The following is a 26624-nucleotide window of genomic DNA, read 5'->3' on the forward strand; positions in this document are numbered from 1 at the left end:
GGGTTCTCCAGCACCGAAGGCGTCGCGGCGTCCTCCAACGCGATCCGGGTCAGCGTCTTGCCCCCGTCGAAGCCCATCGCGGCGATGGTCTCCGCGTCGTAGCCGGTGAAGCGGTCGTCGATCTCGAACGTCGATCCGGCCAGGCCGGTCCGGTTCATCGATCCGAACACCGACTTGCCGTCCAGCACCCCGAGCAGCAGCAGGTCCTCCAGGATGTCGGCGGTGCCCATCACCCCGGTCACCCCGGGGCGTTCAAGCGCCCGGCAGAGCCGGTCCAGGAGATCACCCCGATCGGCCATGGCCATCGGATCACCGCCGGCGCCGAGCGAGCCGCGCGCCGGATGGTCCGCAGCGATGATCATCACCCGGCCGTGCTCCCCCACCACGGACGGCGCCGGCACACGCTGCTTCGCCGCCTCGGCAATCGCCTCGGGGTTGTGCACCCGCGTGCGCACGATCTCGCCCACCGTGGCAGCCATGGCAATCCTCCGCAGGTAGAGTTTGTAAAGACATATGTTTGTCCTGACAAAATTACCAACCAGGGATGTAGGAGTCAACGACTACCCTGGGGATCGCAGCGGAACACATCCCCCACCTGGCCGAAGGCGACACGGGAACGCCCAGCTTGCACGCCGCTGGGTGCGCGCCGTCGCGCTGTTTGAGAGTTCCGCCGGTGACGACGCCATGAGCGGCGCGGACCGGGTGATGGTGCATGACCGGCATCAGGAGATCACCCGGGACGTGCGGTATCAGGTGACCGAGCCACGCCGCGGCGAAGGCTCCCCGGAGCCGAAGCTGCTGTCATCGCGTTGAGCCGGGAGCGGCTGCGGGTGCCGCGGATCGTCCGCGAGCTCGGTTGTGCGGACAAGACGGCGCGCTACCGGCTGGCACGCTTCAACGCCGAAGGTCTGTACGGGTTGGGAGACCGGCCCGGCGCCGGCCGTGAACGGCGGATTCACGCGGCAGCGCGCCGAACCCACCACTGAAGATCAAATCAACCTGGCGAAGTACTACTGGTAGCCGGCGGTGAAGCGCTGTACTACTGGTAGCCGGCGGTGAAGCGTTCCCGGACGAAGGCGCGTTCCTCCAGCGTGTCGACGAGGGCGGCGGCGAAGTCCGGGACCGTGATCCGGGTGTCGGGGCCGCCGATCGGGGTGTCACCCGCCTTGACCCGGTAGGCGCCGGTGCGCTCACCGTCGACGAGGTGGACCGGGGGCGGGCTGGCGTAGGACCAGTCCAGCGCGCCGCCCTCGGCGCGGAGCAGTTCGAGGGCCTCGCCCTGGGCGCGGGCCTCGGCCAGATACTCCTTCGGGAAGTTCGGGCTGTCGACGAACCGCTGCCCCGGGGCGTGCTCCAGGCTTCCGCCGCCGCCCACGACCAGCAGCCGCCGCACCCCGATCCCGGGCAGCACGTCGATCAGGGTCCGGACCGCCTCCGGCACGGTCTCGGGCCCCTTCACCGCCAGCACCACCGCGTCGTGCCCGGCCAGGACCTCCGCGATCGACTCGCGGTCGAGCACGTCGGCGTCGACCCCGCCGCCCAGCGAGGAGGCGTCCCTGGCGACGGCCGTGATCTCGTGGCCACGCTCGCGGGCCTCACGGACGACTGCGGAGCCGATGTGGCCGCTGGCCCCGATGACTGCGATCTTCATTTGCTGTCCTTTCCTGCACGCTCCAGGAAGTCCGCGACGAGGGGGGCGATCTGCGGCAGCTTCTCTTCAAGTGCGAAATGCCCGGTGTCGAACAGGTGCAACTCCGCGTCCGGCACATCCTTGAGGAAAGCCCGCGCGCCTTCCTCCACGAAGAAGGGGTCGTTCCGCCCCCACACGATCAAGGTCGGCGGCCGGTGCTCACGCAGCCACGCCTGCCACTCGGGGTAGAGCGCGACATTGCTCTTGTAGTTGAACGCCAGGGCGATCTGGATCTCCTTGCGGCCCGGCAGGTCGAGGAAGTGCTGGTCGAGGGTCCATCCGTCGGGAGCGACCGCGGCGGGGTCGGACGCGCCGCCCTCGTACTGCCCCCTGGTGGCCTCCAGGGTCAGCAGCGGGAGCACCTGATCCTCCTCACCGGGCCCCAGGGCGACGAACCCCCGCGCCGCCTCACTCAGCCCCTCCTCGTAGACGTTGCCGTTCTGCACGACCAGGCCCGCGATCCACTCCGGACGCCGTACGGCCAGGCGGAACCCCACAGGCGCCCCGAAGTCGAACGCGTAGAGCACGAACCGGTCCAGGCCGAGCGCGTCCACGAACCCCTCGACCACGTCGGCGAGCCGGTCGAAGGAGTAACCGAACCCGGCCGGCGCCTCGCTGTGCCCGAAGCCGGGATAGTCCGGCGCGACCAGGTGGTAGCGGGTGCCGAGAGCGTCGATCAGCCGGGTGAACTGGTGGGACGCGGACGGGAAACCGTGCAGCAGGAGCAGCGTGGGCGCGTCGCGGGGACCCGCCTCCCGGTAGAAGACCCGGACCCCGTCCACGTCCACGGACCGGTGGGCAACGTTTGGCACATCCATCTCACATGCTTCTTTCCGTCGAAGATGCATTAGTTATAGCCCGCCGACTTCTAACGCGTCAACCGGTCACGTACCATTAGAAATATGCACCTCCCGCTGACCGGCGAACCGGTCGCGCTCGATCTGATCAACACCCTCGGCGCCTCCCCCGACGGACCCGTGGACCACCTGACGACGGTGGACGCGCTGCGGGCATGGTTGCGAGCGCAGGCACACCGTCTTCCCCAGCCCGGAGCGGCCCTGAACGATGCCGACCTGGCGGCTGTCCTGGACCTGCGCGAGATCGTCGGCACGGTGGTCGACCACGCGCGACGAGGGGCCGAGCCTCCGGCCCCGGCACTGCGCGCGCTGAGCGGGGCCGACCGGCTGGCCCCGCCGTACCGGACTCTGAGCTGGGAGGACGGCCAGATCGCCGTCAGCGTCGGACGCGCGGGCGACTACCGGTCCACGCTGGTCGCGACACTCGCGGGCGCGGCGATCGACCTGCTGTCCGGACCGATCGCGTCGGTACGCGGATGTGAGGGGCCCGGCTGCCGCATGCTCTTCCTGCCCGCCCACCCCCGGCGGCGCTGGTGCTCTCCCGAACTGTGCGGCAACCGGGTCCGGGTGGCGCGCTACTACCAGCGCCACAAGTCATGAACCGCCATCGGCGGCACGTGTCGTGAAACACCCGGCGCCGTGACCTCGGCCGGCCCGCACCGGGGCGGGGGGCGGGCAGGCGGAGGCGGTCGGATCCCGTGTGCCGGGTCTCCGGCGGGGTGACCCGGACCAGAGGCGATACCCCTGGGTGAAGCGGATCAGGCCTCCTGGGGCCGCCCCGACAGCCGCCTGCGCACCTTCGCCGCGTAGGTGGGGTTGAGCGCGTCGCCGGCGTCGGGCACCCGCGGCAGCAGGCCGGGCTCGGTCGTCAGAGCACGGAAGAGGAACGCGACCGTCACCTCGTGGCCGGGCCGGAAGACGACCTCGATGCCGTCGCCCGCCTGGATCTCACCCGGCTCGACCACCCGGAGGTAGGCGCCGGGCATCGCGGCCTGCGTGAACCTCTTCACCCATCCCTTCTCGTCCAGCCAGCCCGCGAACGTGCGGCACGGGATGCGGGCCGAGGTGACCTCCAGGACCAGGTCCGCCCCGATCCGCCACCGCTCACCGATCAGGGCGCCGTTGACGTCGAGGCCCGAGGTGGTGAGGTTCTCGCCGAAGACCCCGTTGGGCAGCTCGCGCCCCAGCTCCTTCTGCCAGATGTCGAGGTCCTCGCGGGCGAAGGCGTACACCGCCTGGTGGTCGCCACCGTGGTCGCGAAGGTCGTACACCACGTCTCCCGCGACACCGCTGCCCGCCGTCCCCATCGGGCCCGGCGCGGCCACGGCGACCGGTCCGTCCACGGGACGCTTGTCGATCCCGGTGAAGTCGGCGTCGGTGTAGTCGGCGGAGTGCAGGTGAGCGAGGTTCACAGAGAGAAGCAGAGGCATAATTCGCACTTTATAAGGAGTGTGAAAAATTCATCCCACCTGCGAGGCCGAGCCGCTGTTCCTCGCCGGACCGCCCACGGCGGCCGTGGTCGCCAGGTCCGACGCGGACAACAACCACTGGCGCGTCCGCACGGTCCTGGCCGTCCCGCGCCGAGGCTGGAGGTAGTGCCAGGTATACCCCCGACTCTCGCCTCAGCGCCCATGTGCCCGCGAGCCGCCGCCGATTCAATGATCCACATGACGATCGCCGAACCCCCGCAGACCTCCTCGCCCGACCGCGCGGCACTCCCCGGGCCATGGGCCGAGGGCGTCAGTCTGGTCCTCGGGCCGCTGCTGCTCCTGGCAGGCGTGCTGGCACGGGTCGAAGAGAACGACTTCTTCCCCGGCCAGCTGGCCGCCTACGCCGCTCAGCCGGGGCAGATGGCCCTTTCCTACGGCCTCTTCGCCGCGGGAACCGTACTCCTGTGGCCTGCGGCGACCTCCCTGTCCCGCAGGATCGGCGCCTCCCATCCCGGCTGGGCCAGGTGGGGGGTCACGCTGGTGGTGCTCGGCCTGTTCGGCCGCGTCTTCCACGCGGGAGTCAGCCATCTGGCCTTCCAGATGGTGGACACCCTCGGCCTGGAGGCGGCGCGGAAGGCCGTCGGCGACACCTACGGCGCTTTCCATGTCTTCAAGGCGGTCAACGTCTTCATCATGACCGGCTGGATCGTGCTCGCCGCCGGCGCCTTCCGCGCCAAGGCCCTCGGCGCCGGCGCGGTCGGCATCACGCGCTGCGCGGCCCTCGCCCTCGCGGCGGGACTGCCGCTGGGCGTGCTCAAGGGCAGCAGCGACCCGATCTCACTGGCGGCCCTCCTCGGCCTGGCCCTCGCGCTCGTGCCCCTCGGCGTCACCGTCCTGAAGGAGACCCCCCGCCCCAGGTGGTGGGCCGTCGCCCTGACCGTCGCCCTGATCCCGGCCGCCTTCTTCCTCGGCGTCTCCGGCTGACTACCCCGGCGGCTCTCCGAGACCGGGGGCCGGATGAGACGGGTGAAGTCCGGAGAAGGCATCGGCCCCTGGTACGTACGGCACGATCCAGGACCGTCGCTCCAGGCGATGGCTGCAGAGCGGCTCGGAACGAGGACGGGAACACACCGGCGGCAGGGCGTGTCGCATGCCGAAACCTCGTGTCTACGCCTCCTGCCGGGCTGCCGGGCGGTAGTCCAGGACGATGGCGCCGGAACTGAAGGTGTAGGTGCCGGCGAGCTGCCAGGTCTTGGTGTCGACGCCGTCGGGGAACAGGCGCTTGCCCTTGCCGACGACGACCGGGTGGAGGAAGAGCTTGAGCTCGTCGATGAGGTCGTGCTTGATCAGGTAGTTGACCAGATCGCCGCTGCCGTAGACGAGGAGGTCCTTACCGTCCTCGGCCTTCAGCTTGGCGACTCCCTCGGCGACGTCGCCTTCGATGACGGCTGCGTTCCACGTCGGTTCCTTGAGCGTGGTGGAGGCCACGTGCTTCGGGATGCTGTTCATCTCGCCCACGTCCTCGCCGGCCGCCTCCATCGCCTGCCAGGCCTCGGACATGCCGTCGTAGGTGACGCGGCCGAGGAGCAGGGCACGGCTCTGGGAGAGCTGGCCGGCCTGGAACTTGCCGTGGTCGTCGTTCCAGAACGGCGCGGTCCAGGCGGGCTCCTCCACGACGCCGTCCATCGAGATGTAGATGACTGCGACAACCTTGCTCATGTTCTGCTCCTCAGGGGCGGCGGGTCTGTCCGGCCCGCCGTTGCGATGTGCCTTCAGCTTCGCGGAACCCGTTTACGGATTACTTACGGCTTCCTTTAGACGCTGGGACTCCGGCGCCGCCTGCCCCGCCGGTACGACCGGAGAGACGCCGGGCCGCCGGCGGTTCTACGGGAAGACGAAGACCAGGTCCGCGTATGGCTTGAGCTGCTCGGCGCGCAGGAGTCGGTGTGGACCTCGGCGGAGGGTGAGAACGGCCAGTCTGCGGCGTCCGACCGATGGCTTCGTGACGGGCAGCGTAGGGCGGCCCTCGGCGACATCGGCGCACCCGTACTGGTTCTCGCGTTCGAGCACGACATGCACTTCCCGCCGGCATCGGGGGAGGATCGCGGCCTCGGCACTGCCCCACGGGCAGTTCGCGCAGGTCGCCGGTGCCACTGATGCTTGACAGTGTGGCTTCGGTTGATGCTTTACACCCCTTCGGCTGACCTGCGTTCCCGGGTGATCGGTTGCGGTCACCCGGGAGGCCGGGTCGGGGCACCGACGCTCGGCGGAAGGTCAGGAGGTGGTGGCGGCCCGCTCGGCGGCATTGCGCTCGACGCAGAACTCGTTTCCCTCGATGTCGGCAAGGGTGACCCAGCCGGAGCCGTCGGGGCGGCGACGGTCGCCGACCAGAGTGGCGCCGAGGGACAGCAGACGCTCGACCTCCTCGTCGCGAGTGCGGTCTGTGGGCTGGATGTCAAAGTGAACCCGGTTCTTGACCGTCTTGCCCTCGGGGACAGCGATGAACAGAATCGAGATACCCTCTGCCTCGACCAAGGCCTCGGGATCACCAGGTTGGTCGTCGTCGCTGATCCTGGTGTCCAGCACCTCGGCCCAAAAGGTTCCGAGCCGGTAGGTGTCCGCACAGTCGATGCTCACGTGGTGCACAAGAGAAGCCATGGCCGACATTGTGACGAGTGGCCAGACGCTCTTCGAAGGCGCCCCCATCAGGCGCTGGACATGTCCCAGCCCGACCAGCCGCTTCACTGGCCGCGCTGCGAGCCGACGGTCACATCGACTACGAGATCCAGGCACGGTGTAAAGCATCAGCCGATGCCGAACCCTCAAGCATCTGAGCCTCTCCACGTTACGAGGGGAGGCCCAACCGGATCCACAGCGTTGTCAGCAAGGGTGTTAGCAAAAGGCCCCCACCGGAACCCGGTGGGGGCCTCTGACCTGGGAGCCGCCTTGGGGAATCGAACCCCAGACCCCTTCATTACGAGTGAAGTGCTCTGGCCGACTGAGCTAAGGCGGCGTGCCGCGCATGTTTCGCGCGGCCTACGGCAGTCTACAGGCTCCCGGAGGCTTTCTGCGCCCCCGAATCAACCGATCTTGGGGCAGCGGACTCCGTCCTTGGGCACGGCCAGGTTGATCAGATAGTCGTCGACCAGACGGTCCACGCATGCCGAGCCGGTCAGGTACGCGGTGTGCCCGTCGCCGTCGAAACCGACCAGCACCCCGGAGGAGAGCTGGTCGGCAAGGGCCTCGGACCACTCGTACGGCGTGGCCGGGTCGCGTTCGGTGCCGACGACCATGATGGGGGCGGCGCCGGGGGCGTCGACCTTCTCCTGGGACGTCGCCTTGGCCGGCCAGTAAACGCAGGGCAGCGACGACCACATGACAGAGGGGCCGAACAGCGGCGCGTCGCCGACGGAATCGCGGGCGGCCTCGGCCAAGGCGGCGGAGGTGGCGGGGAAGCGACCGTCGACGCAGTTGACGGCCATGTTGGCTTCCGTCTGGTTGGAGTACGCGCCGCCCTCGCGGCGGTCGATCAGCAGGTCGGCCATGCGCAGGAGTGTGGTCCCGTCACCCTTCAACGCCTCGTTGAGCGCCTGGCGGAGGACCGGCCACGCCTGCCGGTCGTAGAGGGGGGTGATCAGGCCAAGGGTGGTCCACGCCTCGCTGATCCGGCGGCCGTCGCCGCTCTTGTTGGCCAGGGGCTCCTGGTCCGTCCTGCCGAGCAGGGCGGCGAGCTCCTCACGGGCCGGCTTCACCGGGCCTTCGAAGGGACAGTCCGCGGCGGTGAAGCAGTCTTCGAGGAACGCGTCGAGAGCGACCTCGAAGCCGTGGGCCTGAGTGGCGTTCAGCTCCAGCGGGGAGAGCGAGAGGTCCACCGCGCCGTCCAGGACGAGGGCGCGGACGCGGCCGGGGAAGAGGTCGGCGTAGACCGCGCCGAGCTGCGTGCCGTACGACTTGCCGAGGTAGGTGAGCCCCTTGTCCCCGAGGGCCGCGCGGAGCAGGTCCATGTCCCGTGCCGCGTCGGCCGTGCCGACGTGCGGCAGCAGCTTGCCCGAGCGGGACCGGCATCCGGCGGCGAACCGCCGCGAGCCCTCCTCCAGTGCGGCGACCTCGGCGGGCGAGTCGGGGGAGCCGTCGAGGCTGAGATAGGCGTCCAGCTCGCTCGGCGACAGGCAGCGGACGGGCGAGGACTCACCGACCCCGCGCGGGTCGAATCCCACCACGTCGAAACGGGCCCGTACGGCCTCGCTCAGCACCGAGCGCGCGCTGCGCGCGTATTCGATCCCGGAACCGCCGGGGCCACCCGGGTTCACGAGGATCGAGCCGAGCCGGTCTCCCGAGGCGGGGAGCCGGATCACGCTGATCTGGATCCGCTCGCCGTCGGGCCTGTCGTGGTCGAGCGGCACGCCCAGCTTGGCGCATTCGAACCCGTCACCGCAGCCCGTCCAGTCGAGCGCGGTCCGCGCTCGGTCGGCACCGGTGCAGGCTGTCGCGGAGAGAACCAGCGCCACGAGGGCGGCAACCGTACGGCGGAATCTCACGCTGTGCCTTTCGGGGGGCGGCAGATCGCATTCCGGGGGAATCCTACGCCCACCTCCCCGAATTCCTCACCGAGGACGGATCCACTGCCCCACGGCGGACTGATCGATCGCCCCGTCATCCCACCCACCCGGCCGCCCTGGGCGGGGAAGTCGCAGAGGAGCAGAGGAGTGGAGCCGGGGATGTGCCGGGAGCTCTCCGAGAAGTGCCGGCGACCCTCCGAGAGCACGCGACTTCCCAACCCCGGGACATCTCCGGACAGCCCCGGGACACCTCCCGACCGGGAAGACCTCCAACCCGGGAACAGCTCGGGGAATCTCTAAAGAGACGCCAGGAAGCCGGTCAGGACGGCGGTGAACTCCTCCGGGCGCTCCAGCGGCGGCAGGTGGCCGGTGTCCGGGAACTCGACCCGGCGGGCTTTCCCGATCTCCCGCACCAGCAGGTCGGACACCTCCAGGATCTCCGGCACGTCGGCCGTCCCGGTGACCACCAGGGTCGGCACCTCGACCTCGGCGAGCCGCCCCCTCGCCGGCGGCCGCAGGCCACGGTCGCTGCCGTGCGGCCCGGTCCACGAGCGCTCGTTCAGCAGGCGGTCCATCTTCAGCGCCAGCTCCCACACCTGGGGAGCGAGGTCGTCGCGGGTACGGCCGGGCCCGGCCACCAGGAACTCCGTCTCGGCCTCGGAGTACGCCTCCAGCTCCGCCACGTCGACGGTCTCCACCTCACCGGTGCGATAGCTCCGGAGCCGGTCGACCCCGATCACGCTGTGCACCCGCTCCCGGTACCGGGCCGGCATCGACGGCGGCCATTCGTACCCGGACAGCCCGGGAGCGACCAGGGTGAGCGCGGTGACCCGCTCGGGTGCGGTGAGCGCGGCGTCCAGCGAGATCTTGCCGCCGTCCGAGCTGCCCACCAGCACGGCCCGGTCCACCTCGAAGGCGTCCAGCAGTGCCAGCAGGTCCTCGTGGTGGGCGAACTCGCCGGTCGCGTCACCGGATTCGCCGTACCCACGCCAGTCATAGCGGATCACCCGATACCTCTCGGACAGCGTCCGGAACTGGTGATCCCACATCCGCCTGTCCGCACAGCCCGCGTGTACCAGGACGACCACCGGCCCGCTGCCGGCCTCGTCACAGCCGAACTCCGTGTCACCGAGCCGGATCATCGCCATGCCCGCACTCCCATGTTCGCCTGCCCGTTCCCGCATTCCGTTCCTGACGCAGAGATACTTCACGATCAACCTCGCGAACCGCCAGGACCGTCCGCCATCGGCGGAAAACGACGTGCGTCCTCAGCGCCCGCCAGCGACAATTCCGGTCATGCATGTGAACGTTGAAGACCCGGTCCGAATCGGAGAGAGCGGGCTTCCCGACGGCCGGCTGCTGGGCTGGGCGGAGTGGGGGCCGCAGGACGGCAGCCCGGTGCTGCTGTGCCCCGGTGCGGCCACGAGCCGGTGGCTGGGGTTCGGCACGGACGTCGTCGACGCTCTCGGGGTCCGTCTCGTCTCGGTGGACCGCCCGGGGCTGGGAGCCTCCGACCCCGCGCCCGGCCGGACCCTGGACGGCTGGGCGGATGACATCCGCGACCTCGCGGCGGCGCGCGGCCTGGAGGGCCTGATGGTCGTCGGGTTCTCCCAGGGAGCGCCCTACGCCCTCGCCTGCGCGGCGGCGGGCGTCGCGGTGGGGGCGGCGATCGTCTCCGGCGGGGACGAGCTGGCCGCGCCGGAGTTCGCCGACGCCCTGGAGCCGGAGGTCCGCTTCCTGGTCGACTCCGTGGCGGCCGACCCGGCCCGCGCCGAGGCGTCCTTCGCCGGATTCGGCAGTCCCGATGCGCTGTGGGAAATGATCATCGCCGGGAGTCCCGGCCTCGACCGCGAGGTCTACCTGCAGCCCTCGTTCGAGCGGGCCTTCCGCCGTGCCATGGACGAGGCGTTCTCCCAGGGTCCGGCCGGATACGCCCGGGACACCGTTCTGGCCATGGGACGCTGGCCGTTCGACCCCACGGGCATCACCGTGCCGGTCGACCTCTGGTACGGCCGGCAGGACACCAGCACGGTCCACTCCCCCGACCACGGCGCCACCCTGGCCGGCCGCATCCCGTCCGCGCGCCGCCATCTCGTGCCCGACGCCGGCGGCGCGCTGCTGTGGACCCATGCGGAGGAGATCCTGCGTACGCTGCTACGGCACACGACCGGAACGGCATCCGCCGGCTGAGCCGCGTGCGGCACGACCGGAACCGCGACCACAGGCCGAGCAGCCTGCGGCACACGGCTCAGCCGGCACCCATCGGCTGAGCCACGCCGCGGCACAGACCGGGACCGGGACCGCCGGCTGAGCCGGCTACCCCTCCGGGGGGCCGTCGGCGGCCGTCGCCGCCTCGCCGTACATCGTGTCGTGCTGCTTGCGCGGGGAGCAGACCGAGGCGGAGGGGCAGGCGCAGCGCCGCCCGCCCTCGTCCAGCCGGACCGTCACCGAGTCCGAGGGGACGTTGCGTCCCACGACGGTCCCCGGGCCCTCGGGGGTGTCGACCTTGAGGCCGACGCGGGGCATCTTGTTGTTCGCGTTGACGTAGAGCGGGTGCTCGTATTTGAGGCAGCACATCAGCCGTCCGCACGCCCCCGCGATGCGCAGCGGGTTGACCGGCAGGTCCTGGTCCTTGGCCATGCGCACGGAGACCGGCTCGAAGTCCTTGAGAAAGGTGGCACAGCACAGGTCGCGGCCGCAGGGGCCGATGCCGCCCTGCAGGCGGGCCTCGTCGCGGGGGCCGATCTGGCGCAGCTCCACCCGGGCGCGCAGGTTGCGGGCCAGGTCGCGGACGAGGGCGCGGAAGTCGACGCGGTGGGGCGCCGAGAAGTAGACGGTGTAGACGTTGTCGGAGTCGAGGTAGTCGACGCCGACGACCTTCATGGGCAGCTCGTGCCGCTTGATCAGGCGTTTGGAGACGCTGCGCGCCTCCGCGCGCCTCCGCTTGTTGCCCTCGTCGCGGGCCAGGTGCTCCTCACCCGCGATGCCCGCGCACACCGGGAGTCCGCCGATCTCCTCGCTGCTCCACTGCGGCGCCCACACGCACTCGGCCACCTCCGGCCCCGCGTCGGTGGGCACCAGCACCCTGTCGCCGACCTTGGGACTGTGCTCGCCCGGATCGAGGTAGTACAGCCGGCCGTAACGGGTGAAGCTCACGGCCATGATCATGCTCATGTGGCTCCAAAGCTGCTGGGGGTACGGCTAAGCGCCCACGGAGCCACACTACGCGTCACAGGCGGCCCCGTGGGCTTCCGCATCGGAGCACCGGCCCTGTTCCCCGGTGCGGAAGTTGATCAGAACGGGATTGTCCTCGTCCTGCTGTCAGCGCACGAGCTCGGCGAAGGACTTCTCCCACCGTTCCACGATCATGGAGATGTCGTAGCGCCCGGCCGTCTCCAGCGCGTTGGCCGCCATCCGGTGACGGCCCTCCTCGTCGTCGATCATCTTGAGCAGCCCCCCGGCCAGGGCGTCCACGTCGTCGGGCGGGACCAGCATCCCGTCATGACCGGAAGTGATGATCTCCCGAGGTCCTCGGGGACAGTCGAAGCTGACCACCGGCACCCCGCACGCGAACGCCTCGATGATGGTCATGCCGAAGCCCTCGAACCGGGAGCTGACCGCGTGGATGGAGGCCTTGGCCAGCTCGCCCTCGATGTCGCCGGTCGGGCCCATGAACGTGACGTTGTTGTGCAGGCGCAGCTTCACGGCCAGTTTGACCAGCTTGTCGCTGATCCGGCCCTCGCCGTAGATCCGCAGCTTCCAGTCCGGGCGTTCCCGGACCACCTGGGCGAACGCCTTCAGCAACCGGTCGTACCCCTTGACGGGCACCAGCCGCCCGGCGGCCAGCACGATCCGGTTGTCCTGCCTGGAGCGGGGGCGCGGCCCTCCGGCCAGCCCGTTGCCGATGGTGTAGACCCGCGTCCGCGCCCCGTCGAGCATGGTCCGGTAGTCCTGCTCGTCGGCCTCGGTGAGGGTGACGATCGCGTCCAGCTTCGGGTACCACTGCCGGATCTCCTCGAAGATGCCGGGCTGGTGAGCCTCGAAGTGCAGGTGTTCCTGGGCGATCGTGACGACCCGCCTGCGGGCGAACCGGGCGGCCATGATGTTCAGCCCGGCGCGAGTGGTGATCAGCACGTCGGTGCGGAGCCGCCGCAGCTCGCGCCTGAGCACGTCGTCGCTCCAGGCGCTGAAGGAGGCGTAGGCGCGCTCCTCGGGGTGGATCAGCGCGCTCGGCTGCTCGCCCAGCCGCTCCGCCTTCTTCGTGTACGGCCAGCGGACCCTGGCCCCCTCCCGCAGGTCCACCAGCGAACGCAGCCTGACCTTGGATCCCAGCGGCAGGAAGGGCAGGTCGGTGTGCTGGAAGACGCTGATCACCTCGACGTCGTGCCGCTCGGACATCTCGGTGGCGAGGTCGAAGGTGGCCCGGATCGTCCCCCCCATGCCGTAGGCGTTGAGGATCAGAAAGGAGATCTTCATGAGGTCTCCTCCTCGACGGTGAGCGCGACGGCGAGGCTGTCGGTGTCGGTGTAGTACGGCCGGACCCTCACCTGTCCCACGCGCTGGGCGGGGAAACGTACTTTGGTCTTCTTGTCGGTGATGTCGTCGAGACGGGCCGCCAGCGGCAGCCGTACCCCGGCGACCTCGGCGTGGAGGTCCCAGAAGGCCCGCCGCCTCACCTGTGCCCGGGCCATCGGCTCGATCTGAAGGACCCCTTCGAAGCGGCGCCCCCGGAAGAGCGCCGGACCGCTCACCGGCTCCGGGCCCTTCCTGGCCACGGCCACGAGACTGGCCGAGCCCTCGATCGGCTCGCCGTACGCGATCACGCCGTCGATCTCGATCACACCGTCGTCGGAGACGACGGCGGTCACCTCGACGTACGGTTCGACGTCGCGGACGGTCAGGGCGAGAGTGCCGAGGGAGGTCCGGAACGCCCGGATCTCCCGGTCGCGGGGCGTCTCGGCGTAGGCGAGCAGCCCGTCCAGCGAGAATCCCGGATCGTCGGTGGCGAGGGGTTCGTCCCGGTGCGACACCGTCCAGACGCCCGGCCACAGCCCTGCGAGATCGGTGCCCCCGCGTTCCTCCCCCGTCTCCACGTGCCGTAGGACGATCTCCCCGTCCACCGGCTCCGGCCACTCGATCCTCAGCACGTCGTGGTTGTCCACCCGGCTGGTGACAGCTCGCCTGACCCCCGGCGCCATCACCTCTTGACGTGCTTCGATGCTCCTCAAAAGTCCCCCGGTCTTCCTGCTCATCCCCGTAGAGCAGGACACTGTCCGATAGATTTATAACGAATGCATGGAAATTCGCTGGGAATTCTAACGATCCACACTCATCCTTTGAGTGGCATTAGCCGCGATTGGTTCCATTCATGGGGAAAAAGGCGGATGAGTGCCGCTGGGGCATGACAGCCCTCATCACCTCACCAGCCGATTCTCGAATCCCGCGCTTCACCGACCTCCGGGAACGGATGAGCGCCCGGTGGCGGCCCGAGCCGGTCACCCCGGACTCCGCCTCCATCGGACGATGAGCTGCTCACCCGGAGCGGTCCCGTCGACGAGTCGGTCGTCTCAGCGGGCTCCGGTCTTCCGGGCTGGGATGTTCCGGCCCGCATGACCAGACGTTCCGGCCGCATGACCGGGAGACGCGGAAACCGCCTCCAGGTCGCCCGGGGACACCGGCCGGACCACCGGTCAGGTCAGAGCTGGGGCCGGTGCAGCGAGATGGTCATCGCCTCGACGGCCATCTGCGGGTTGACGTTGGCGGCCAGCCGCTCGCGGCAGCGCATGATCGCGTCGATCCTGCGCAGCGTGTCCTCGGGGGTGGAGGAGCGGGTCAGGCTCTCCAGGTCGGCCCGCCGGTCCTCGTTGGCCAGCTCCACGGGCGCGCCGAACTGCATGGCCAGCACGTCGCGGTAGAACGCCACCAGGTCGAGCAGCGCCGCGTCGATGACGTCACGCTGGGTCCGGGTGGCCCGGGACTTCTGGAGTTTCTCCAGATCCTTGATCGCCCCTGCCCCACCCCGGATCAGGCCCTTGTTCAGCCCCTTCCCCGAGGAGCCCTCACCGTAGATCTTGCGGAGCTCGGCGGTCTCCCCCTCGTCCAGCGCCGAGGAGACCGCGTCGGCCTCCTTCTTGGCGGTGTCCACCAACCGCTCCGCGGCGATGACGCACTCCCCGACCCCGGTGAGCGACCGGGGGATGGAGAGCACCGCCTCGCGGCGTGCGCGCATCTCCGGGTCCAGTGCCAGCCGCCGGGCCCGCTCCAGATGGCCCTGGGTGGCCCGCGCGACGAACTCCGCCATGTCCGGCGGGATGTTGTCGCGGGTCACCAGCGCGTGGGCGACCGCCGCCGTGGGCGGAGTGACCAGGGTGACCACCCGGCAGCGCGACCGGATGGTGATGACCAGGTCCGCGGGCGACGGCGTGCAGAGCAGCCAGACCGTCTTGGGCGGCGGCTCCTCGATCGCCTTCAGCAGCGCGTTGGAGGCGCGCTCCGGCATCCGGTCGGCGCCCTCGAACAGAACGACCCTCCAGCGCCCCAGCGTCGGCGCCCCGGCCGCCCGGAGAATGAGCTGACGGGTCTCCTTGATGCCGTAGGAGAGACCCTCGGTGCGGACGATCTCCAGGTCCGGGTGGGAGCCGATCGCCACCTGGTGGCACATGTCGCAGTGGCCACACCCCTGGTCGGGGCAGAACAGCGCGGCGGCGAACGCCCGTGCCGCCGCTTCCCTGCCGGACCCGGGCGGCCCGGTGAACAGCCACGCGTGGGTCATCCCCGCGCCGGAGCCTCCGGCCAGCATCTCGGCGGCCCCTTCGGCGGCCCGGCGGAGCGCCACCGCGGCCCGCTCCTGCCCCACAAGGTCATCGAAGACTCCCACGCCCTCAACCTACCGCCGGTGTCAGTCGCGGATGACGGGGATGGTCCCGGTGGCGTCCTCCGACTCCTCCGGCACCGGGTCGGGCAGCACCTCGCGGACCCGGTCATGGATGAGCAGGGAGATCTGGTCCTGGGCGAGGGTCCCGTCGACGACCAGGTAGCGGTCCGGGGCGGCGGCGGCCAGCGAGCGGAACTCGCGGCGCACCCGCTCGTGGAACTCCAGCGGCTCGGACTCGATCCGGTCGGCGGCCCCGCCCAGCCGGGTCAGGCCGACCGACGGCGGGGTGTCGATGAGCACGGTCAGGTCGGGGACGAGCCCTCCGGTGGCCCAGGCGTTGATCCTGGCCACGTCGCCGGGCTCCAGGGCCCGGCCGGCCCCCTGGTAGGCGAGCGAGGAGTCCACGTAACGGTCGGAGATCACCATCGACCCCCGGTAGAGCGCCGGGCGGATGACCTTCTCCACGTGCTCGGCCCGGTCGGCCGCGTACAGCAACGCCTCCGACCGCGCCGACAGCCCCTGGTGGACGGCGTCCAGCAGGATGGCGCGCAGCCGCATGCCCACCTTGGTCGAGCCCGGCTCCCGGGTCTGCACGACGTCGAAGCCCTGGTCCCGGAGCCAGATCGCGAGCAACCTGGACTGTGTGGTCTTGCCCGAGCCCTCACCGCCCTCGAACGCGATGAACATCCCGCGCGGCTGCTCGGTCTCCTCGGGCGCGAACCGCTCGCCGCGCACCGCCGCGACCAGGTCGGAGACGATCGACACGCCCTTGCGGTCGTCCATGTGCCGCAGCGCGAGGAGACCGACGATCACCGCGAGCAGTGCGCCGATCAGCAGCACCAGGTTGGAGCCGTCGAACCGGTAGACCGTCTCCCCGCCGAGCCTGACCTCGTGCATGCCGAACAGGCCCGCCAGCGTCGGCGCGACCGCGACCACCAGCAGCAGGGTGACCCGGGCGAGCGACTGCAGGAAGGAGAACGTACGGCCGCGCAGGTTGTCCTCCACCTCCAGCCCGATCATGGTGTAGCCGATGATCCAGGCGATCCCGGCGCACGCCCCCAGCACCACGGTGAGCAGGGCGACGATCACCAGGTTGTGGATGAGCGCGATCGCGGCGAGCACCACCCCGGCCACGACGATCGACAGCCCGAACAACCGCCGCCGGGACAGCTCCCGCAGCAGCCTGGGCCCGAAGAACATGCCGGCGGCCATGCCGACGAAGACCGCGCCGAACACCACGCCGTAGGCCGCGTCGCCGCCCCGCAACGCCACCACGTAGATCTTGGCCACACCGACCACCGTGCCGCCTGCGGCGAACGCGCCGAGCATGCCGATGACCAGGCCCCGGATCAGCCGGTTGCCGCCGACGAAGCGCCAGCCGTCGACGATCTGCCGCAGCACCGACGGCGTGGAGATCGCGGTGGCCGTCGCGCCGGGCTTCGAGATGTCCTTGAGCGTGAAGATGATGACGGCCGACACCAGGTACGCGATGGCGTTGATGAACAGCGCCAGGTAGGTGTCACGGTCGGCGAAGTACGGGACGAACCTGCCCAGGGCGTCGTCGGCCACCGACAGCACGGCGAACAGGAGAGCGGCGACCGGGGCGGTGCCGTACGTGACCAGGAGGTTGAGCTGGTTGGCCTCCTCCAGCCGCTCCTTGGGCACCAGGTTCGGCACCGTGGCGTCCTTGGCGGGGACCCAGAAGAGGTTGACGCACTCGACCAGGAACGTGGCGATGATCACCCACTGGTAGCTGCCGATCAGCGGGATCGACAGGACCAGCGCGAAGCGCAGCAGGTCGGAGAAGAACATGGTCAACCGGCGGTCGAACCGGTCGGCGAACGCGCCCGCGAGAGGGCCCAGCAGGATGGCCGGGAGCATCTTCGCGACGAAGACGCCGCCGATGGCCAGGCTCTGAGCCTTGTATCCGGCTCCGCTGGTGAGGTTTCCGGCAAGCGCGGTCAACGCGATGATGTTCAGCCAGTCGCCGAGGCTGCACACCGCCATGGCCGTCCACAGCTTGCGGAACGGAGCGTTGGCCAGCACGTTGGGAGGCTTGCGGCGCGCGGTGTTCCGGCCAGGGGTGGTCATGGTGTCAGCGTATCCAGGTGCTCGCTGGGCTGGGAAAAACATGAGCCCGACGGATATGCCCGGCTGCTCATCGCATGAGGGTAATACGTGCGGCCTGTCCCGCGCAGGCGGCACTCGCGAAAATCCCCGGCGGGCGGCACCTGCGAGAAGAAGTCCTCGTCACCCGCTTCTCTACGACTCCTCGCCGCGGAGCTCCAGCAGGGTGATCTCGGGGGGAGCCCCGACCCGGACGGGCGGCCCCCAGAAACCGGCGCCCCGGGTGACGTAGACCCGGGTCCCGTCCACCTCGCCGAGACCGGAGACGACCGGCTGCTGCAGCGGGACGACCAGGTCGAAGGGGACCATCTGGCCGCCGTGGGTGTGGCCGGAGAGCTGCAGGTCGACGCCGTACGCGGCGGCCTGGTACGCCTGGACCGGCTGGTGGGCGAGGAGGACCGTGGACCGGGAGCGGTCCCGGCCGCCGAGCGCCCGCTCGAAGTCCGGGCCGTCGCCGGCGGGGCCGCCCGCGACGTCGTTGACCCCCGCGAGGTCCAGCACGGCGCCCCCGTGGGCGATCTCGACGCGCTCGTTCTGGAGCGGGCGGACACCGAGGTGGCGGAGCTCCTCGATCCACTCCCCGGGGCCGTTGGCGGTGTAGTACTCGTGGTTGCCGGTGACGAAGTAGGTGCCGTAGCGGGATTCGAGACCCCTCAACGGCCTGGCCACCGTGCCGAGCTGGGCCACCGTGCCGTCGACCAGGTCGCCGACGACGGCGACCACGTCGGCCTCCAGCGAGTTGACCATGCGGACGATGCGCTCGGCGTGCGCCGTACCGGTGAGCGGGCCGAGGTGGATGTCGCTGACGACGGCGAACCGCAGGCCGCTGAGACGCGGATCCAGCTTGGGCAGCGCGACCCGGACCGACTCGATCACCGGGTCGCCGAGGGCGGTCCGGACGCCGTTGCCGACCGTGGCCAGCGCCCCCACCCCGGCGACGGCGGCGGCCGTGCGGGCGATGAAGAGCCTGCGGCCGATCGCCGCCRCTCCGGCTCCGGCCGGGCTGCCGGCCCCACCCCCGGGACCGGCCGCCCCCGGCGCCGGAGGGGCGAGGGCGGCGGGCGGATCCTCGACGGACAGCCGGGTGGCGCCCCGGGAGGGGACGTCACCGGAAGCGGCGTCACCGGGCACGGGCTCGGGCAGCGGGGCGGCCCCGGGGTCGGAGAGCGGAGGCATCGGCCCGGCGCCCGGGGCGGCGTGCGCCTGGCTGCGGCCGGTCACCCGCCGGGACAGGCGGGTGTCGGCGCGACGACGGTCGGAACGGCTCAGCACCAGCAGGGCGAGCGCGCGGGGGATCTCCAGCAGCACCAGGAAGACCGTCAGGTAGAACATCACCGCGATCCAGAAGAACCCCGGCCAGGCCAGGAAGTGCCCCCACTCGCTCCGGGAGCCGACGAGCGTCACCGGGACGAGCACGCCGAGACCGGCCAGGATCCAGGTCAGCACCCGGCGGGTCCGCCCCTCGGCCGTGGTGGCGCGGATCAGGCGGCGCCAGAGGTAGTAGTGGACCAGCGCCACGACCCCCACGACCAGCGACACGAAGCCCACGACCGCCACCGCCACCTCTCCCACGCCCGCCCGCCGTACCCGGCGCGTTCCGAAGAACGCCCGGGACGGCGGATGCGTTCCCCCGGACCTCCCGGTCCCTGAGGAGGCTCTCAGCGACTCAGGAGGCCCTCAGAGCCCTCAGGCCTTCGCCTTGGCCTTGGGGCGGGTGGGCCGCTTGGGCGCCGGGCCGCGGGCACGGCGGTCGGCGAGGAGCTCGGCGGCGCGCTCGGTGGTGATCTGCTCGACCTCGTCGCCCTTGCGCAGGGAGGCGTTCGTCTCGCCGTCGGTCACGTACGGGCCGAAGCGGCCCTCCTTGACCACGATCGGCTTCTTGGAGACGGGATCCTCACCGAGCTCGCGCAGCGGAGGCGCGGCGGCGGCACGCCTGCCGCGGGCCTTGGGCTGAGCGAACAGCTCCTTGGCCTGCTCCAGCGTGACGGTGAACATCTCCTCCTCGGACGCCAGCGAGCGCGAGTCGGTGCCCTTCTTGATGTAGGGACCGAACTTGCCGTTCTGCGCCGTGACCTCCTGGCCGTCGATCTCGCCGAGCTTCCTGGGCAGCGACAGCAGCTTCAGCGCGTCCTCGACGGTGACGGTATCCAGGGACATCGACTTCAGCAGCGACCCCGTGCGCGGCTTGGGCGCGTCGGCCTTCTTCGTCTTCTTCTTCCCCTCGGCCGGCGGCGGCTCCTCGGGGAGGATCTCGGTCACGTAGGGGCCGTAACGGCCGTCCTTGGCCACGATCATGTGACCGGTGACCGGGTCCCTGCCCAGCTCCCGGTCGCCCGTGGGGCGCGAGAACAGCTCCTCGGCCCGCTCGGCCGTGAGCTCGTCGGGCGCCAGGTCCTCGGGCACGTTCACCCGGGCGCCCTCGCGGTCCAGGTAGGGGCCGTAGCGGCCCACCCGGATCATGATGTCGGTGCCCCGGATCGAGAAGGAGCTGATCTCCTTGGCGTCGATCTCACCGAGATCGGTCACCATCTCCTTCAGGCCCTCGTCGCCCTCCTCGCCGAAGTAGAAGCGGCGCAGCTCGGGCACCCGCTCCGCCCGGTCGTTGGCGATGTCGTCGAGGACCTTCTCCATGTCGGCCGTGAAGTCGTAGTCGACGAGATGGCCGAAGTGCTGCTCCAGCAGGTTGACCACCGCGAACGCCAGGAAGGACGGCACCAGGGCCGTGCCCTTCTTGAACACGTAACCGCGGTCCAGGATCGTTCCGATGATCGACGCGTAGGTCGAGGGACGGCCGATCTCCCGGTCCTCCAGCTCCTTGATGAGCGAGGCCTCGGTATAGCGCGCGGGCGGCTTGGTGGCGTGCGCCAGCACGTTGAGCGCGGCCGCGGTGAGACGGTCGCCCTCGTCCAGGTTCGGCAGGCGCTTCTCGGAGTCGTCACGGTCGGTGGACGGGTCGTCCGCGCCCTCGACGTAGGCCTTGAGGAAGCCGTGGAAGGTGATGGTCCGGCCGGTGGCGCCGAACTCGACCTGCTCACCGGAACTGGAGACGCCGCCCACCTTGACGGTGACCGACTCCCCGACCGCGTCCTTCATCTGCGAGGCGACGGTCCGCTGCCAGATCAGCTCGTACAGCCGGAACATGTCGCCGCTCAGCCCGGTCTCGCCCGGCGTGCGGAACTCCTCACCCGAGGGGCGGATCGCCTCGTGCGCCTCCTGCGCGTTCTTCACCTTGCTGGCGTAGGCGCGCGGCTTGTCGGGCACGTACGCCGCGCCGTACAGCTTGATGGCCTGGCTGCGCGCGGCGGCGACGGCGGTCTCCGACAGCGTGATGCTGTCGGTACGCATGTAGGTGATGAAGCCGTTCTCGTACAGGCGCTGGGCGACCTGCATGGTCGACTTCGCGGAGAAGCCCAGCTTCCGGCTGGCCTCCTGCTGCAGCGTGGTCGTCCGGAACGGCGCGTACGGCTTGCGGGTGTACGGCTTGCGCTCGACCGAGTTGACCTTGTAGGCCGTGCCGCTCAGCCGCCCGGCCAGGGCCCGCGCGGCCTGCTCGTCGAGGTGGACCACATCGGCGCTCTTGAGCCTGCCGTTGCTCGCGAAGTCACGCCCCTGGGCGACGCGCTTGCCGCCCACGCCGGTCAGCGTGGCGGTGAACTCGCGCGGCGCCTCGTCGCGACCGGTGTCGAACAGCGCCTGCAGGTCCCAGTAGCTCGCGCTGGTGAACGCCAGGCGCTCGCGCTCGCGCTCCACGACCAGCCGGGTCGCCACGGACTGCACGCGGCCGGCGGACAGGCGGGGCTTGACCTTCTTCCACAGGACCGGGCTGACCTCGTAGCCGTAGAGGCGGTCGAGGATGCGCCGGGTCTCCTGGGCGTCGACCAGCCGCAGGTTCAGGGCACGCGGGTTGGCCACCGCCTCCTGGATCGCCCGCGGGGTGATCTCGTGGAACACCATGCGGTGAACCGGCACCTTGGGGTTGAGCACCTCGCGCAGGTGCCAGGCGATCGCCTCGCCCTCCCGGTCCTCGTCAGTGGCGAGGTAGAGCTCGTCGGCGTCCTTGAGCAGCTGCTTGAGCTTGCTCACCTGCGCCTTCTTGTCGTGGTTGACGACATAGAGCGGCTCGAACTCGCTATCCACGTTGACGCCCAGGCGGGCCCACGACTCACCCTTGTACTTCTCGGGGATGTCGTCGGCCTTCTCGGGGAGATCGCGAATATGCCCGATGCTGGACTCCACGACGTAGCCGCGGCCGAGGTACCCAGCGATGGTCTTCGCCTTGGAAGGCGACTCGACGATCACCAGGCGGGTTCCGCCGGCGTTGCCGTTCTTGGCTGGCACGCTGCTTCCTACCTCGCTGTTCGCATTGGTTTCCCCGTTTTCTTCCCCTCGGGTTACCCGATCTGCATCGGGCACACTCCCAAGGAAAGCCGCAAGGACGCACAATAAAGCCCTATGAGTGCCGACGTCCCCCAGCCCACCCTCGGAGACTAATCGCTGTGCTCGACTACTCCTACTTGGTTCTCCATCTTCCGCGTGGCACCTCCAGGGACGCCGCCCGGCAGATCCTGACCGAACACGCAGAATACGGTGACTGGGAACTCGACCGCCTGCGACTGTATCCCGACGGCCGCCGGGACGTCCGACTGCGTCGCAAGATCATACGTGTGACCAGGACGATGTGACTCTGGGCAGGACCCCGTGACACCGGTCACAGCCGCTCTGCCCGGACATGGCTTTGCCCGTCCCGGGCCGCGCCCCCGGAACGGGCAAAGCTTCTCTGCCTCGCAGGACGAGGGAGAACACGGCCCGGGGCCGCGACACCATCCCTCGCCACAGGCGAAGCGTCTATGCGCCTCCCTCAGTGGATCTGAGGGGACATGGCTGAAGAGTTACTGCTGTCTTACTTCTCGCTTACTTCCTGCCGAAGCGGATGCGGCGGGTGGTCGCGAAAAGCGTCGCGGAGGCGGCGGCCATGACACCGGCCAGCAGGGCCACCAGCGAGCCGGGGTTCATCCCGGTCACCCCGGCGGGCTGGGCGGCGCTCATCAGTCCGAGGTCGCCCACGGGGAGGGCGCCGCCGAGCGGGGTCGAGGAGACCAGGTCCGTCGCGGGGGCCAGCGGCGAGTCGGCCTTCCGCCCCGTGCTCCGGGCGGTCGCCGGAGTGCCGGCCACGTCCCGCGCCGCACCGGCGAGGGGGAACTGCGGGAGGTCGGAGCCCTGTGCGCGCTGCCCCGGCTTCGCGAGGTCGCCGGCGCCGAGGGCGGGGACGACGGGGAGCGCGGGCACCAGGCCGCTGTTCTTGTGGGCGCCGACCCGCCGGCCCCAGTGGCCGTAGTCGTGGTCGTGGCGCCCGCCGGTCTGCTTGCCGACGTGGGAGCCGCCCAGGCAGCCCGCCGCGGCGTCGCCCAGGACGGCGACGGCGTTGCCGCAGACGTTGATCGGCGCGGTGATCGGGGCGACGACCTGGTTGCCGGCCAGCACACCGGACCTGCCCGACGTACGGTTGCCACCCGCCCCGCCACCGCCCCCGTTCTTGACCGACGCGCCGCCCTCGCAGCCCGCCGCGCCGTTGCCTACCGCGTTGCCGCAGACGTTGATCGGCGCGGTGATCGGGGCGATCACCTGGTTGCCGCTGCCGGCGCCGAAGCGGCCGTCGGTGTCGTTGCCGGTCGAGCCGGGACGCCAGCCGCCGTGCCCGCCGTGCCCGCCCAGGTAGCCCGGCTTGCCCGGCTTGCCCGGACGGCCGGGCTTGCCCGGCTTACYGGGCCGGCCGCCGTCGGTCRCCTCGGCGCCACCCCTGCAGCCGGAGAACGCCTTGCCGAGGACCGCGACCGAGTTGCCGCAGATGTTGATCGGCGCGGTGATCGGGGCGTTGACCTGGTTGCCGCCCAGGACGCTGTGGTCACCGCTGGTGCGGTTGCCGCCCGCCCCGCCCCGGCCGCCGCCGTTCCTGACCGACGCGCCGCCCTTGCAGCCCGCGACGGCGGCGCCGAAGACCGCGACCGAGTTGCCGCAGGCGTTGATCGGCGCGGTGATCGGGGCGTTGACCTGGTTGCCGCCCAGGACGCTGTGGTCACCGCTGGTGCGGTTGCCGCCCGCCCCGCCCCGGCCGCCGCCGTTCCTGACCGACGCGCCGCCCGCGCAGCCCGCCTCGGAGCCGCCGAACAGGGACAGCGCGTTGCCGCAGGCGTTGATCGGCGCGGTGATCGGGGCGTTGACCTGGTTGCCGCCCAGGACGCTGCCCCGGCCGGAGGTCTGGCCGGGGATGCCGTTGCCGCCGGTGTTCTCGACGGAGGCACCGCCCTTGGAGGCCGCGGACGCGTCGCCGACGACGCCGGCGGCGTTGCCGCTGATGTCGATCGGCAGGGAGATCGGGATGTTGACCTGGTTGCCGCCGCCGATGGAGTTGTCACCGGAGGTGTCCGCGAACGCCGTACCGCTGCCGAGGGTCATGACACCCAGCGCGAGCAGTGCCGCGGGGGTCGTGCTCTTAACCCACGTACGCATGATTGATGCTCCTTGCGGTTCTTGGGGGGATACCTGACATCTCGTGGCCGGCGTGCGAGGCCATGCGAGGTCCTGACGAGAGCCCGCACAGCGGAAGCCCCGACGGCCGTCACGAGGGATGGGAGATTGCTCACCGTCATGGACGGGCGGCTCCCCTGGAGATGGGGACCAAGGCCCTGAAGACGGGACTGGGAGACGCTCCGCGACCGGCGGGTCCGACTGGGGAACGAGGCCGGTCTAGGGGGCGGAGTCAGTCAGGGGAGAAGGAAGGGTCGTCCGCCGCTGTGCGGACGACGGGGGGGAGCACGCACGCCAGCGGGGCGCGCTGCGCCATCAACCGCGGGTCGTAGACGAACCGCGAGACGTCCCCCACACCCGGCCCGGAGATGCCGGGTCCACCGCTGCTCTGAGGCACGAACCCGTCGGCGCCAGAGCTGTGGTCGACGGTGGCGGGTGCCGGGGATGCCGGCTTCGACTGACTGGTGAGCCCGTCCACACCTCGCCCGGCCATGGCTTCGGCGTTTCCTGTCGCCGACAGCCCGCCGCTGTCCGTGGGGAAGACATCGGCCTGAGGAGCCGATCCGGAAGCGGCTGAGTCGGGGGCGTCGGAATGCGCCACTCCTGCGTCGGAACTCGCCACTCCTGTCGCCGCGGTGGTGTCCGCGGCCGCCGGAGCGGCGCCAAGGAGCCCGAAGACGACTGCGAGCAACCAACCGACGGCCAGCAGGCCGCCGATCGCGAAGACCCGCCTGACGATCCGCCGGGCGCCGGCCGCGAACCGCGCCATCCGGTCAGCCCAGGCGAAGATCGCGCCGTCGGCGGGAACGGCCACGGGCACGCGCTGGGCAGCGGGCGAGGACGCCCTCCACTGCCCCTGCGGCATCCGTGCCACGTGACCTCCCCAAAGCTCCCGGGTGGGCCGCTTGTCGCATGACCCAACCCCTCAACGGAGAGTTACGTTAGCACTACGACGAGTCAGTGCAATGAGTTTCCAGGGAATGTCTCAGCAACCGTCCAGGAAGCGGTCAAGCACCCGGACCCCGAACCGGAGCGAATCCACCGGCACCCGCTCGTCCACCCCATGGAACATTCCAGAGAAGTCCAAGTCCGCCGGGAGCTTCAACGGCGCGAACCCGAAACCGCGCATGCCCAGCCGGCTGAACGCCTTCAGGTCCGTGCCGCCCGACAGGGTGTACGGCACGGCGAGCGCACCGGGGTCCTCGGCGAGCAGCGCGTCGGCCATCGCCCGCACCAGCGGCCCGTCGAAACCGGTCTCGACGGCGATGTCGTGGTAGACGAACTCCCTGGTCACGTTGGGACCGAGCAGCTCGTCGATCGTCTGGAAGAACTCGTCCTCGTATCCGGGCAGGAAGCGGCCGTCCACGTGCGCGGTCGCGGTCTGCGGGATCACGTTGGCCTTGTAGCCGCCCTGCAGCATGGTGGGGTTGGCGGTGTTGCGCAGCGTGGCGCCGATCATCCGGGCCAGCGGCCCGAGCTTGGCCACGGTCGCCTCGGCGTCGTCCAGGTCGAGTTCGAGCTCCAGCGCCTTGGAGGTCTCGGCGAGGAAGGTCCTGACCGTCTGCGTGAGCCGTACCGGCCAGTCGTAACGCCCGATGCGGCCGACCGCCTCGGCCAGCTCGGTGATCGCGTTCTCGTCGTTGAGCATGGAGCCGTGCCCGGCCCGCCCGCCGGCGGTCAGCCGCATCCAGGCGATGCCCTTCTCCGCCGCCTCGATGAGATAGAGCCTGCGGGCCTCGTCGATGGAGACGCTGAACCCGCCGACCTCCCCGATCGCCTCGGTGCACCCGTCGAACAGGTCCTTGTGCTTGTCGGCCAGCCACTGCGCGCCGTAGGTGCCGCCGGCCTCCTCGTCGGCGGTGAACGCCAGCACCACGTCCCGCGGCGGGCGGCGTCCCTCGCTGAGCCGCTGCCGGACGACCGCGAGGATCATCGCGTCCATGTTCTTCATGTCGACCGCGCCGCGCCCCCAGACGCACCCGTCGGCGATCTCCCCGCCGAGCGGGTGGTGGGTCCAGTCGCCGGCGTCGAACGGGACGACGTCGAGGTGGCCGTGGAGCAGCAGCGCGTCGCGGGAGGAGTCCTCCCCCTCGATGCGGGCGATCACGTTCGCCCGGCGGCTGTCCGATTCCAGGATCTGCGGCTCCAGCCCGACCTCCGCCAGCTTGCCTGCCACGTACTCGGCGGCGGCCCGCTCGCCGGGGCCGGAGTTGTCGCCCGCGTTGGTCGAGTCGATCCGGATCAGGTCACGGCACAGCCCGGCGACCTCGTCCTCGCCATTGAGCGCGGTCATGTCGACTCCTTCGGTTTGGTACGGCTTGCGCCTCCATCCTGCCGCCGCCGGGCTCCCGCGGGCATCCCCCGGAGGCGGGTCGCTTACCGATATGACGCGAGCCCAAGAGTTTGCTAACCTGAGTCCGCCGACGCGGGATGACGGTCCCGCGTGCAGGCACCAAGTCCGGGTGGCGGAATAGGCAGACGCGCTAGCTTGAGGTGCTAGTGCCCTTTGCGGGGCATGGGGGTTCAAGTCCCCCCTCGGACACAAACTGGTACCCCATAGGG

25 protein-coding genes and 2 tRNA genes are annotated in these 26624 nt (G+C 70.5%); 7 read left to right on the forward strand and 20 right to left on the reverse strand.

From position 1 onward, the window contains the following. The coding region (locus CA984_RS00005) for a Cgl0159 family (beta/alpha)8-fold protein (protein WP_423229270.1) at positions 1-479 on the reverse strand (479 nt) is incomplete at its 3' end. A 160-nt stretch (positions 480-639) separates the two neighbouring features. On the opposite strand from CA984_RS00005, the gene CA984_RS45750 reads away from it, so the two are divergent. Together CA984_RS45750 and CA984_RS44325 are read left to right on the forward strand one after the other, a co-directional pair. Beyond that, positions 640-813 (forward strand): hypothetical protein, encoded by a 174-nt coding sequence (locus CA984_RS45750; protein ID WP_165781041.1) that lies wholly within the window; start codon positions 640-642, stop codon positions 811-813. Between the two features lie 17 nt (positions 814-830). Next, positions 831-986, forward strand: coding sequence for a leucine zipper domain-containing protein (locus tag CA984_RS44325; RefSeq protein WP_242675648.1), 156 nt, complete (start codon positions 831-833; stop codon positions 984-986). 53 nt (positions 987-1039) lie between these two features. Here the strand turns inward: CA984_RS44325 and CA984_RS00015 are convergent, their stop codons facing one another. After that, entirely contained in the window at positions 1040-1651 is a 612-nt protein-coding gene (locus tag CA984_RS00015; protein ID WP_086566362.1) for an NAD(P)-dependent oxidoreductase, read from the reverse strand. Further along, positions 1648-2508 carry an alpha/beta fold hydrolase gene (locus CA984_RS00020; protein WP_242675641.1) on the reverse strand — a complete coding sequence of 287 codons (861 nt, stop codon included), beginning with the start codon at positions 2506-2508 and terminating at the stop codon, positions 1648-1650. The genes CA984_RS00015 and CA984_RS00020 overlap by 4 nt, the downstream gene beginning before the upstream one ends. 84 nt (positions 2509-2592) lie before the next feature. Here CA984_RS00020 and CA984_RS00025 point away from each other — a divergent pair, with 84 nt between their 5' ends. Beyond that, positions 2593-3147, forward strand: a complete 555-nt coding sequence (locus CA984_RS00025; RefSeq protein WP_207620598.1) for a CGNR zinc finger domain-containing protein — start codon at positions 2593-2595, stop codon at positions 3145-3147. A 158-nt stretch (positions 3148-3305) separates the two neighbouring features. On the opposite strand, the gene CA984_RS00030 is transcribed toward CA984_RS00025, so the two are convergent. Continuing rightward, a complete protein-coding gene (locus tag CA984_RS00030; RefSeq protein WP_086566367.1) occupies positions 3306-3977 on the reverse strand; it encodes an MOSC domain-containing protein in 672 nt (223 codons plus the stop codon). A gap of 237 nt (positions 3978-4214) precedes the next feature. On the opposite strand from CA984_RS00030, the gene CA984_RS00035 reads away from it, so the two are divergent. Continuing rightward, on the forward strand, positions 4215-4961 hold the full coding sequence (locus CA984_RS00035; RefSeq protein WP_242675642.1) for a hypothetical protein: 747 nt from the start codon (positions 4215-4217) through the stop codon (positions 4959-4961). A 183-nt stretch (positions 4962-5144) separates the two neighbouring features. Here CA984_RS00035 and CA984_RS00040 read toward each other — a convergent pair whose 3' ends face one another. The 6 genes from CA984_RS00040 to CA984_RS00065 form a co-directional block, all read right to left on the reverse strand. After that, the gene (locus CA984_RS00040; protein ID WP_086566372.1) at positions 5145-5696 is read right to left on the reverse strand and encodes a dihydrofolate reductase family protein; all 552 of its coding nucleotides are present in this window, start codon (positions 5694-5696) and stop codon (positions 5145-5147) included. A gap of 165 nt (positions 5697-5861) precedes the next feature. Beyond that, positions 5862-6047, reverse strand: a complete 186-nt coding sequence (locus CA984_RS00045; protein ID WP_086566375.1) for a hypothetical protein — start codon at positions 6045-6047, stop codon at positions 5862-5864. 204 nt (positions 6048-6251) lie between these two features. After that, positions 6252-6635: a VOC family protein gene (locus CA984_RS00050; RefSeq protein WP_423229271.1), complete on the reverse strand. Its 384-nt coding sequence runs from the start codon at positions 6633-6635 to the stop codon at positions 6252-6254. A gap of 281 nt (positions 6636-6916) precedes the next feature. After that, positions 6917-6990 (reverse strand) — tRNA-Thr (locus tag CA984_RS00055). A 67-nt stretch (positions 6991-7057) separates the two neighbouring features. After that, a complete protein-coding gene (locus CA984_RS00060; RefSeq protein WP_242675643.1) occupies positions 7058-8485 on the reverse strand; it encodes an alpha/beta hydrolase in 1428 nt (475 codons plus the stop codon). Between the two features lie 347 nt (positions 8486-8832). Beyond that, positions 8833-9684 carry an alpha/beta fold hydrolase gene (locus CA984_RS00065; RefSeq protein ID WP_086566381.1) on the reverse strand — a complete coding sequence of 284 codons (852 nt, stop codon included), beginning with the start codon at positions 9682-9684 and terminating at the stop codon, positions 8833-8835. Between the two features lie 148 nt (positions 9685-9832). Here CA984_RS00065 and CA984_RS00070 point away from each other — a divergent pair, with 148 nt between their 5' ends. Then, positions 9833-10726, forward strand: a complete 894-nt coding sequence (locus tag CA984_RS00070) for an alpha/beta fold hydrolase (RefSeq protein WP_086566383.1) — start codon at positions 9833-9835, stop codon at positions 10724-10726. A 126-nt stretch (positions 10727-10852) separates the two neighbouring features. On the opposite strand, the gene CA984_RS00075 is transcribed toward CA984_RS00070, so the two are convergent. From CA984_RS00075 to topA, 7 genes are all read right to left on the reverse strand, one after another. Beyond that, positions 10853-11698, reverse strand: a complete 846-nt coding sequence (locus CA984_RS00075) for a PSP1 domain-containing protein (RefSeq protein WP_423229272.1) — start codon at positions 11696-11698, stop codon at positions 10853-10855. Positions 11699-11857: 159 nt separating this feature from the next. After that, positions 11858-13012, reverse strand: a complete 1155-nt coding sequence (locus tag CA984_RS00080) for a glycosyltransferase family 4 protein (protein ID WP_086566387.1) — start codon at positions 13010-13012, stop codon at positions 11858-11860. Further along, on the reverse strand, positions 13009-13734 hold the full coding sequence (locus CA984_RS00085) for a hypothetical protein (protein WP_133061484.1): 726 nt from the start codon (positions 13732-13734) through the stop codon (positions 13009-13011). The genes CA984_RS00080 and CA984_RS00085 overlap by 4 nt, the downstream gene beginning before the upstream one ends. A 497-nt stretch (positions 13735-14231) precedes the next feature. After that, complete coding sequence (locus CA984_RS00090; RefSeq protein ID WP_086566392.1) at positions 14232-15413, reverse strand: DNA polymerase III subunit delta'; 1182 nt, start codon at positions 15411-15413, stop codon at positions 14232-14234. Positions 15414-15434: 21 nt separating this feature from the next. Further along, entirely contained in the window at positions 15435-17501 is a 2067-nt protein-coding gene (tmk, locus tag CA984_RS00095; RefSeq protein ID WP_086566394.1) for a dTMP kinase, read from the reverse strand. Between the two features lie 171 nt (positions 17502-17672). Next, positions 17673-19109 (reverse strand): metallophosphoesterase, encoded by a 1437-nt coding sequence (locus tag CA984_RS00100; protein WP_242675644.1) that lies wholly within the window; start codon positions 19107-19109, stop codon positions 17673-17675. 114 nt (positions 19110-19223) lie between these two features. Beyond that, the gene (topA, locus tag CA984_RS00105) at positions 19224-21875 is read right to left on the reverse strand and encodes a type I DNA topoisomerase (RefSeq protein ID WP_086566397.1); all 2652 of its coding nucleotides are present in this window, start codon (positions 21873-21875) and stop codon (positions 19224-19226) included. A gap of 158 nt (positions 21876-22033) precedes the next feature. On the opposite strand from topA, the gene CA984_RS00110 reads away from it, so the two are divergent. Beyond that, a complete protein-coding gene (locus CA984_RS00110) occupies positions 22034-22219 on the forward strand; it encodes a DUF5703 family protein (RefSeq protein WP_012895568.1) in 186 nt (61 codons plus the stop codon). A 229-nt stretch (positions 22220-22448) separates the two neighbouring features. Here CA984_RS00110 and CA984_RS00115 read toward each other — a convergent pair whose 3' ends face one another. From CA984_RS00115 to CA984_RS00125, 3 genes are all read right to left on the reverse strand, one after another. Then, entirely contained in the window at positions 22449-24044 is a 1596-nt protein-coding gene (locus tag CA984_RS00115; protein ID WP_086566400.1) for a chaplin family protein, read from the reverse strand. A 250-nt stretch (positions 24045-24294) separates the two neighbouring features. Then, positions 24295-24927 carry a hypothetical protein gene (locus CA984_RS00120; RefSeq protein ID WP_242675649.1) on the reverse strand — a complete coding sequence of 211 codons (633 nt, stop codon included), beginning with the start codon at positions 24925-24927 and terminating at the stop codon, positions 24295-24297. Positions 24928-25047: 120 nt separating this feature from the next. Next, the gene (locus CA984_RS00125) at positions 25048-26355 is read right to left on the reverse strand and encodes a M20/M25/M40 family metallo-hydrolase (protein ID WP_086566404.1); all 1308 of its coding nucleotides are present in this window, start codon (positions 26353-26355) and stop codon (positions 25048-25050) included. A gap of 163 nt (positions 26356-26518) precedes the next feature. On the opposite strand from CA984_RS00125, the gene CA984_RS00130 reads away from it, so the two are divergent. Beyond that, a tRNA-Leu gene (locus CA984_RS00130) sits at positions 26519-26604 on the forward strand. Positions 26605-26624: the final 20 nt, after the last annotated feature.

The organism is Streptosporangium minutum, from assembly GCF_002149035.1.
Taxonomy (GTDB): Bacteria; Actinomycetota; Actinomycetes; order Streptosporangiales; family Streptosporangiaceae; genus Streptosporangium; species Streptosporangium minutum.

Bases quoted from the DNA above. Each gene is read 5' to 3' on its own strand.
- CA984_RS00015 (WP_086566362.1), bottom strand. From the start codon at position 1,651: ATGAAGATCGCAGTCATCGGGGCCAGCGGCCACATCGGCTCCGCAGTC.
- CA984_RS00020 (WP_242675641.1), bottom strand. From the start codon at position 2,508: ATGGATGTGCCAAACGTTGCCCACCGGTCCGTGGACGTGGACGGGGTC.
- CA984_RS00025 (WP_207620598.1), top strand. From the start codon at position 2,593: ATGCACCTCCCGCTGACCGGCGAACCGGTCGCGCTCGATCTGATCAAC.
- CA984_RS00030 (WP_086566367.1), bottom strand. From the start codon at position 3,977: ATGCCTCTGCTTCTCTCTGTGAACCTCGCTCACCTGCACTCCGCCGAC.
- CA984_RS00035 (WP_242675642.1), top strand. From the start codon at position 4,215: ATGACGATCGCCGAACCCCCGCAGACCTCCTCGCCCGACCGCGCGGCA.
- CA984_RS00040 (WP_086566372.1), bottom strand. From the start codon at position 5,696: ATGAGCAAGGTTGTCGCAGTCATCTACATCTCGATGGACGGCGTCGTG.
- CA984_RS00050 (WP_423229271.1), bottom strand. From the start codon at position 6,635: ATGGCTTCTCTTGTGCACCACGTGAGCATCGACTGTGCGGACACCTAC.
- CA984_RS00065 (WP_086566381.1), bottom strand. From the start codon at position 9,684: ATGGCGATGATCCGGCTCGGTGACACGGAGTTCGGCTGTGACGAGGCC.
- CA984_RS00070 (WP_086566383.1), top strand. From the start codon at position 9,833: ATGCATGTGAACGTTGAAGACCCGGTCCGAATCGGAGAGAGCGGGCTT.
- CA984_RS00075 (WP_423229272.1), bottom strand. From the start codon at position 11,698: ATGGCCGTGAGCTTCACCCGTTACGGCCGGCTGTACTACCTCGATCCG.
- CA984_RS00080 (WP_086566387.1), bottom strand. From the start codon at position 13,012: ATGAAGATCTCCTTTCTGATCCTCAACGCCTACGGCATGGGGGGGACG.
- CA984_RS00085 (WP_133061484.1), bottom strand. From the start codon at position 13,734: ATGGCGCCGGGGGTCAGGCGAGCTGTCACCAGCCGGGTGGACAACCAC.
- tmk (WP_086566394.1), bottom strand. From the start codon at position 17,501: ATGACCACCCCTGGCCGGAACACCGCGCGCCGCAAGCCTCCCAACGTG.
- CA984_RS00120 (WP_242675649.1), bottom strand. From the start codon at position 24,927: ATGCCGCAGGGGCAGTGGAGGGCGTCCTCGCCCGCTGCCCAGCGCGTG.
- CA984_RS00125 (WP_086566404.1), bottom strand. From the start codon at position 26,355: ATGACCGCGCTCAATGGCGAGGACGAGGTCGCCGGGCTGTGCCGTGAC.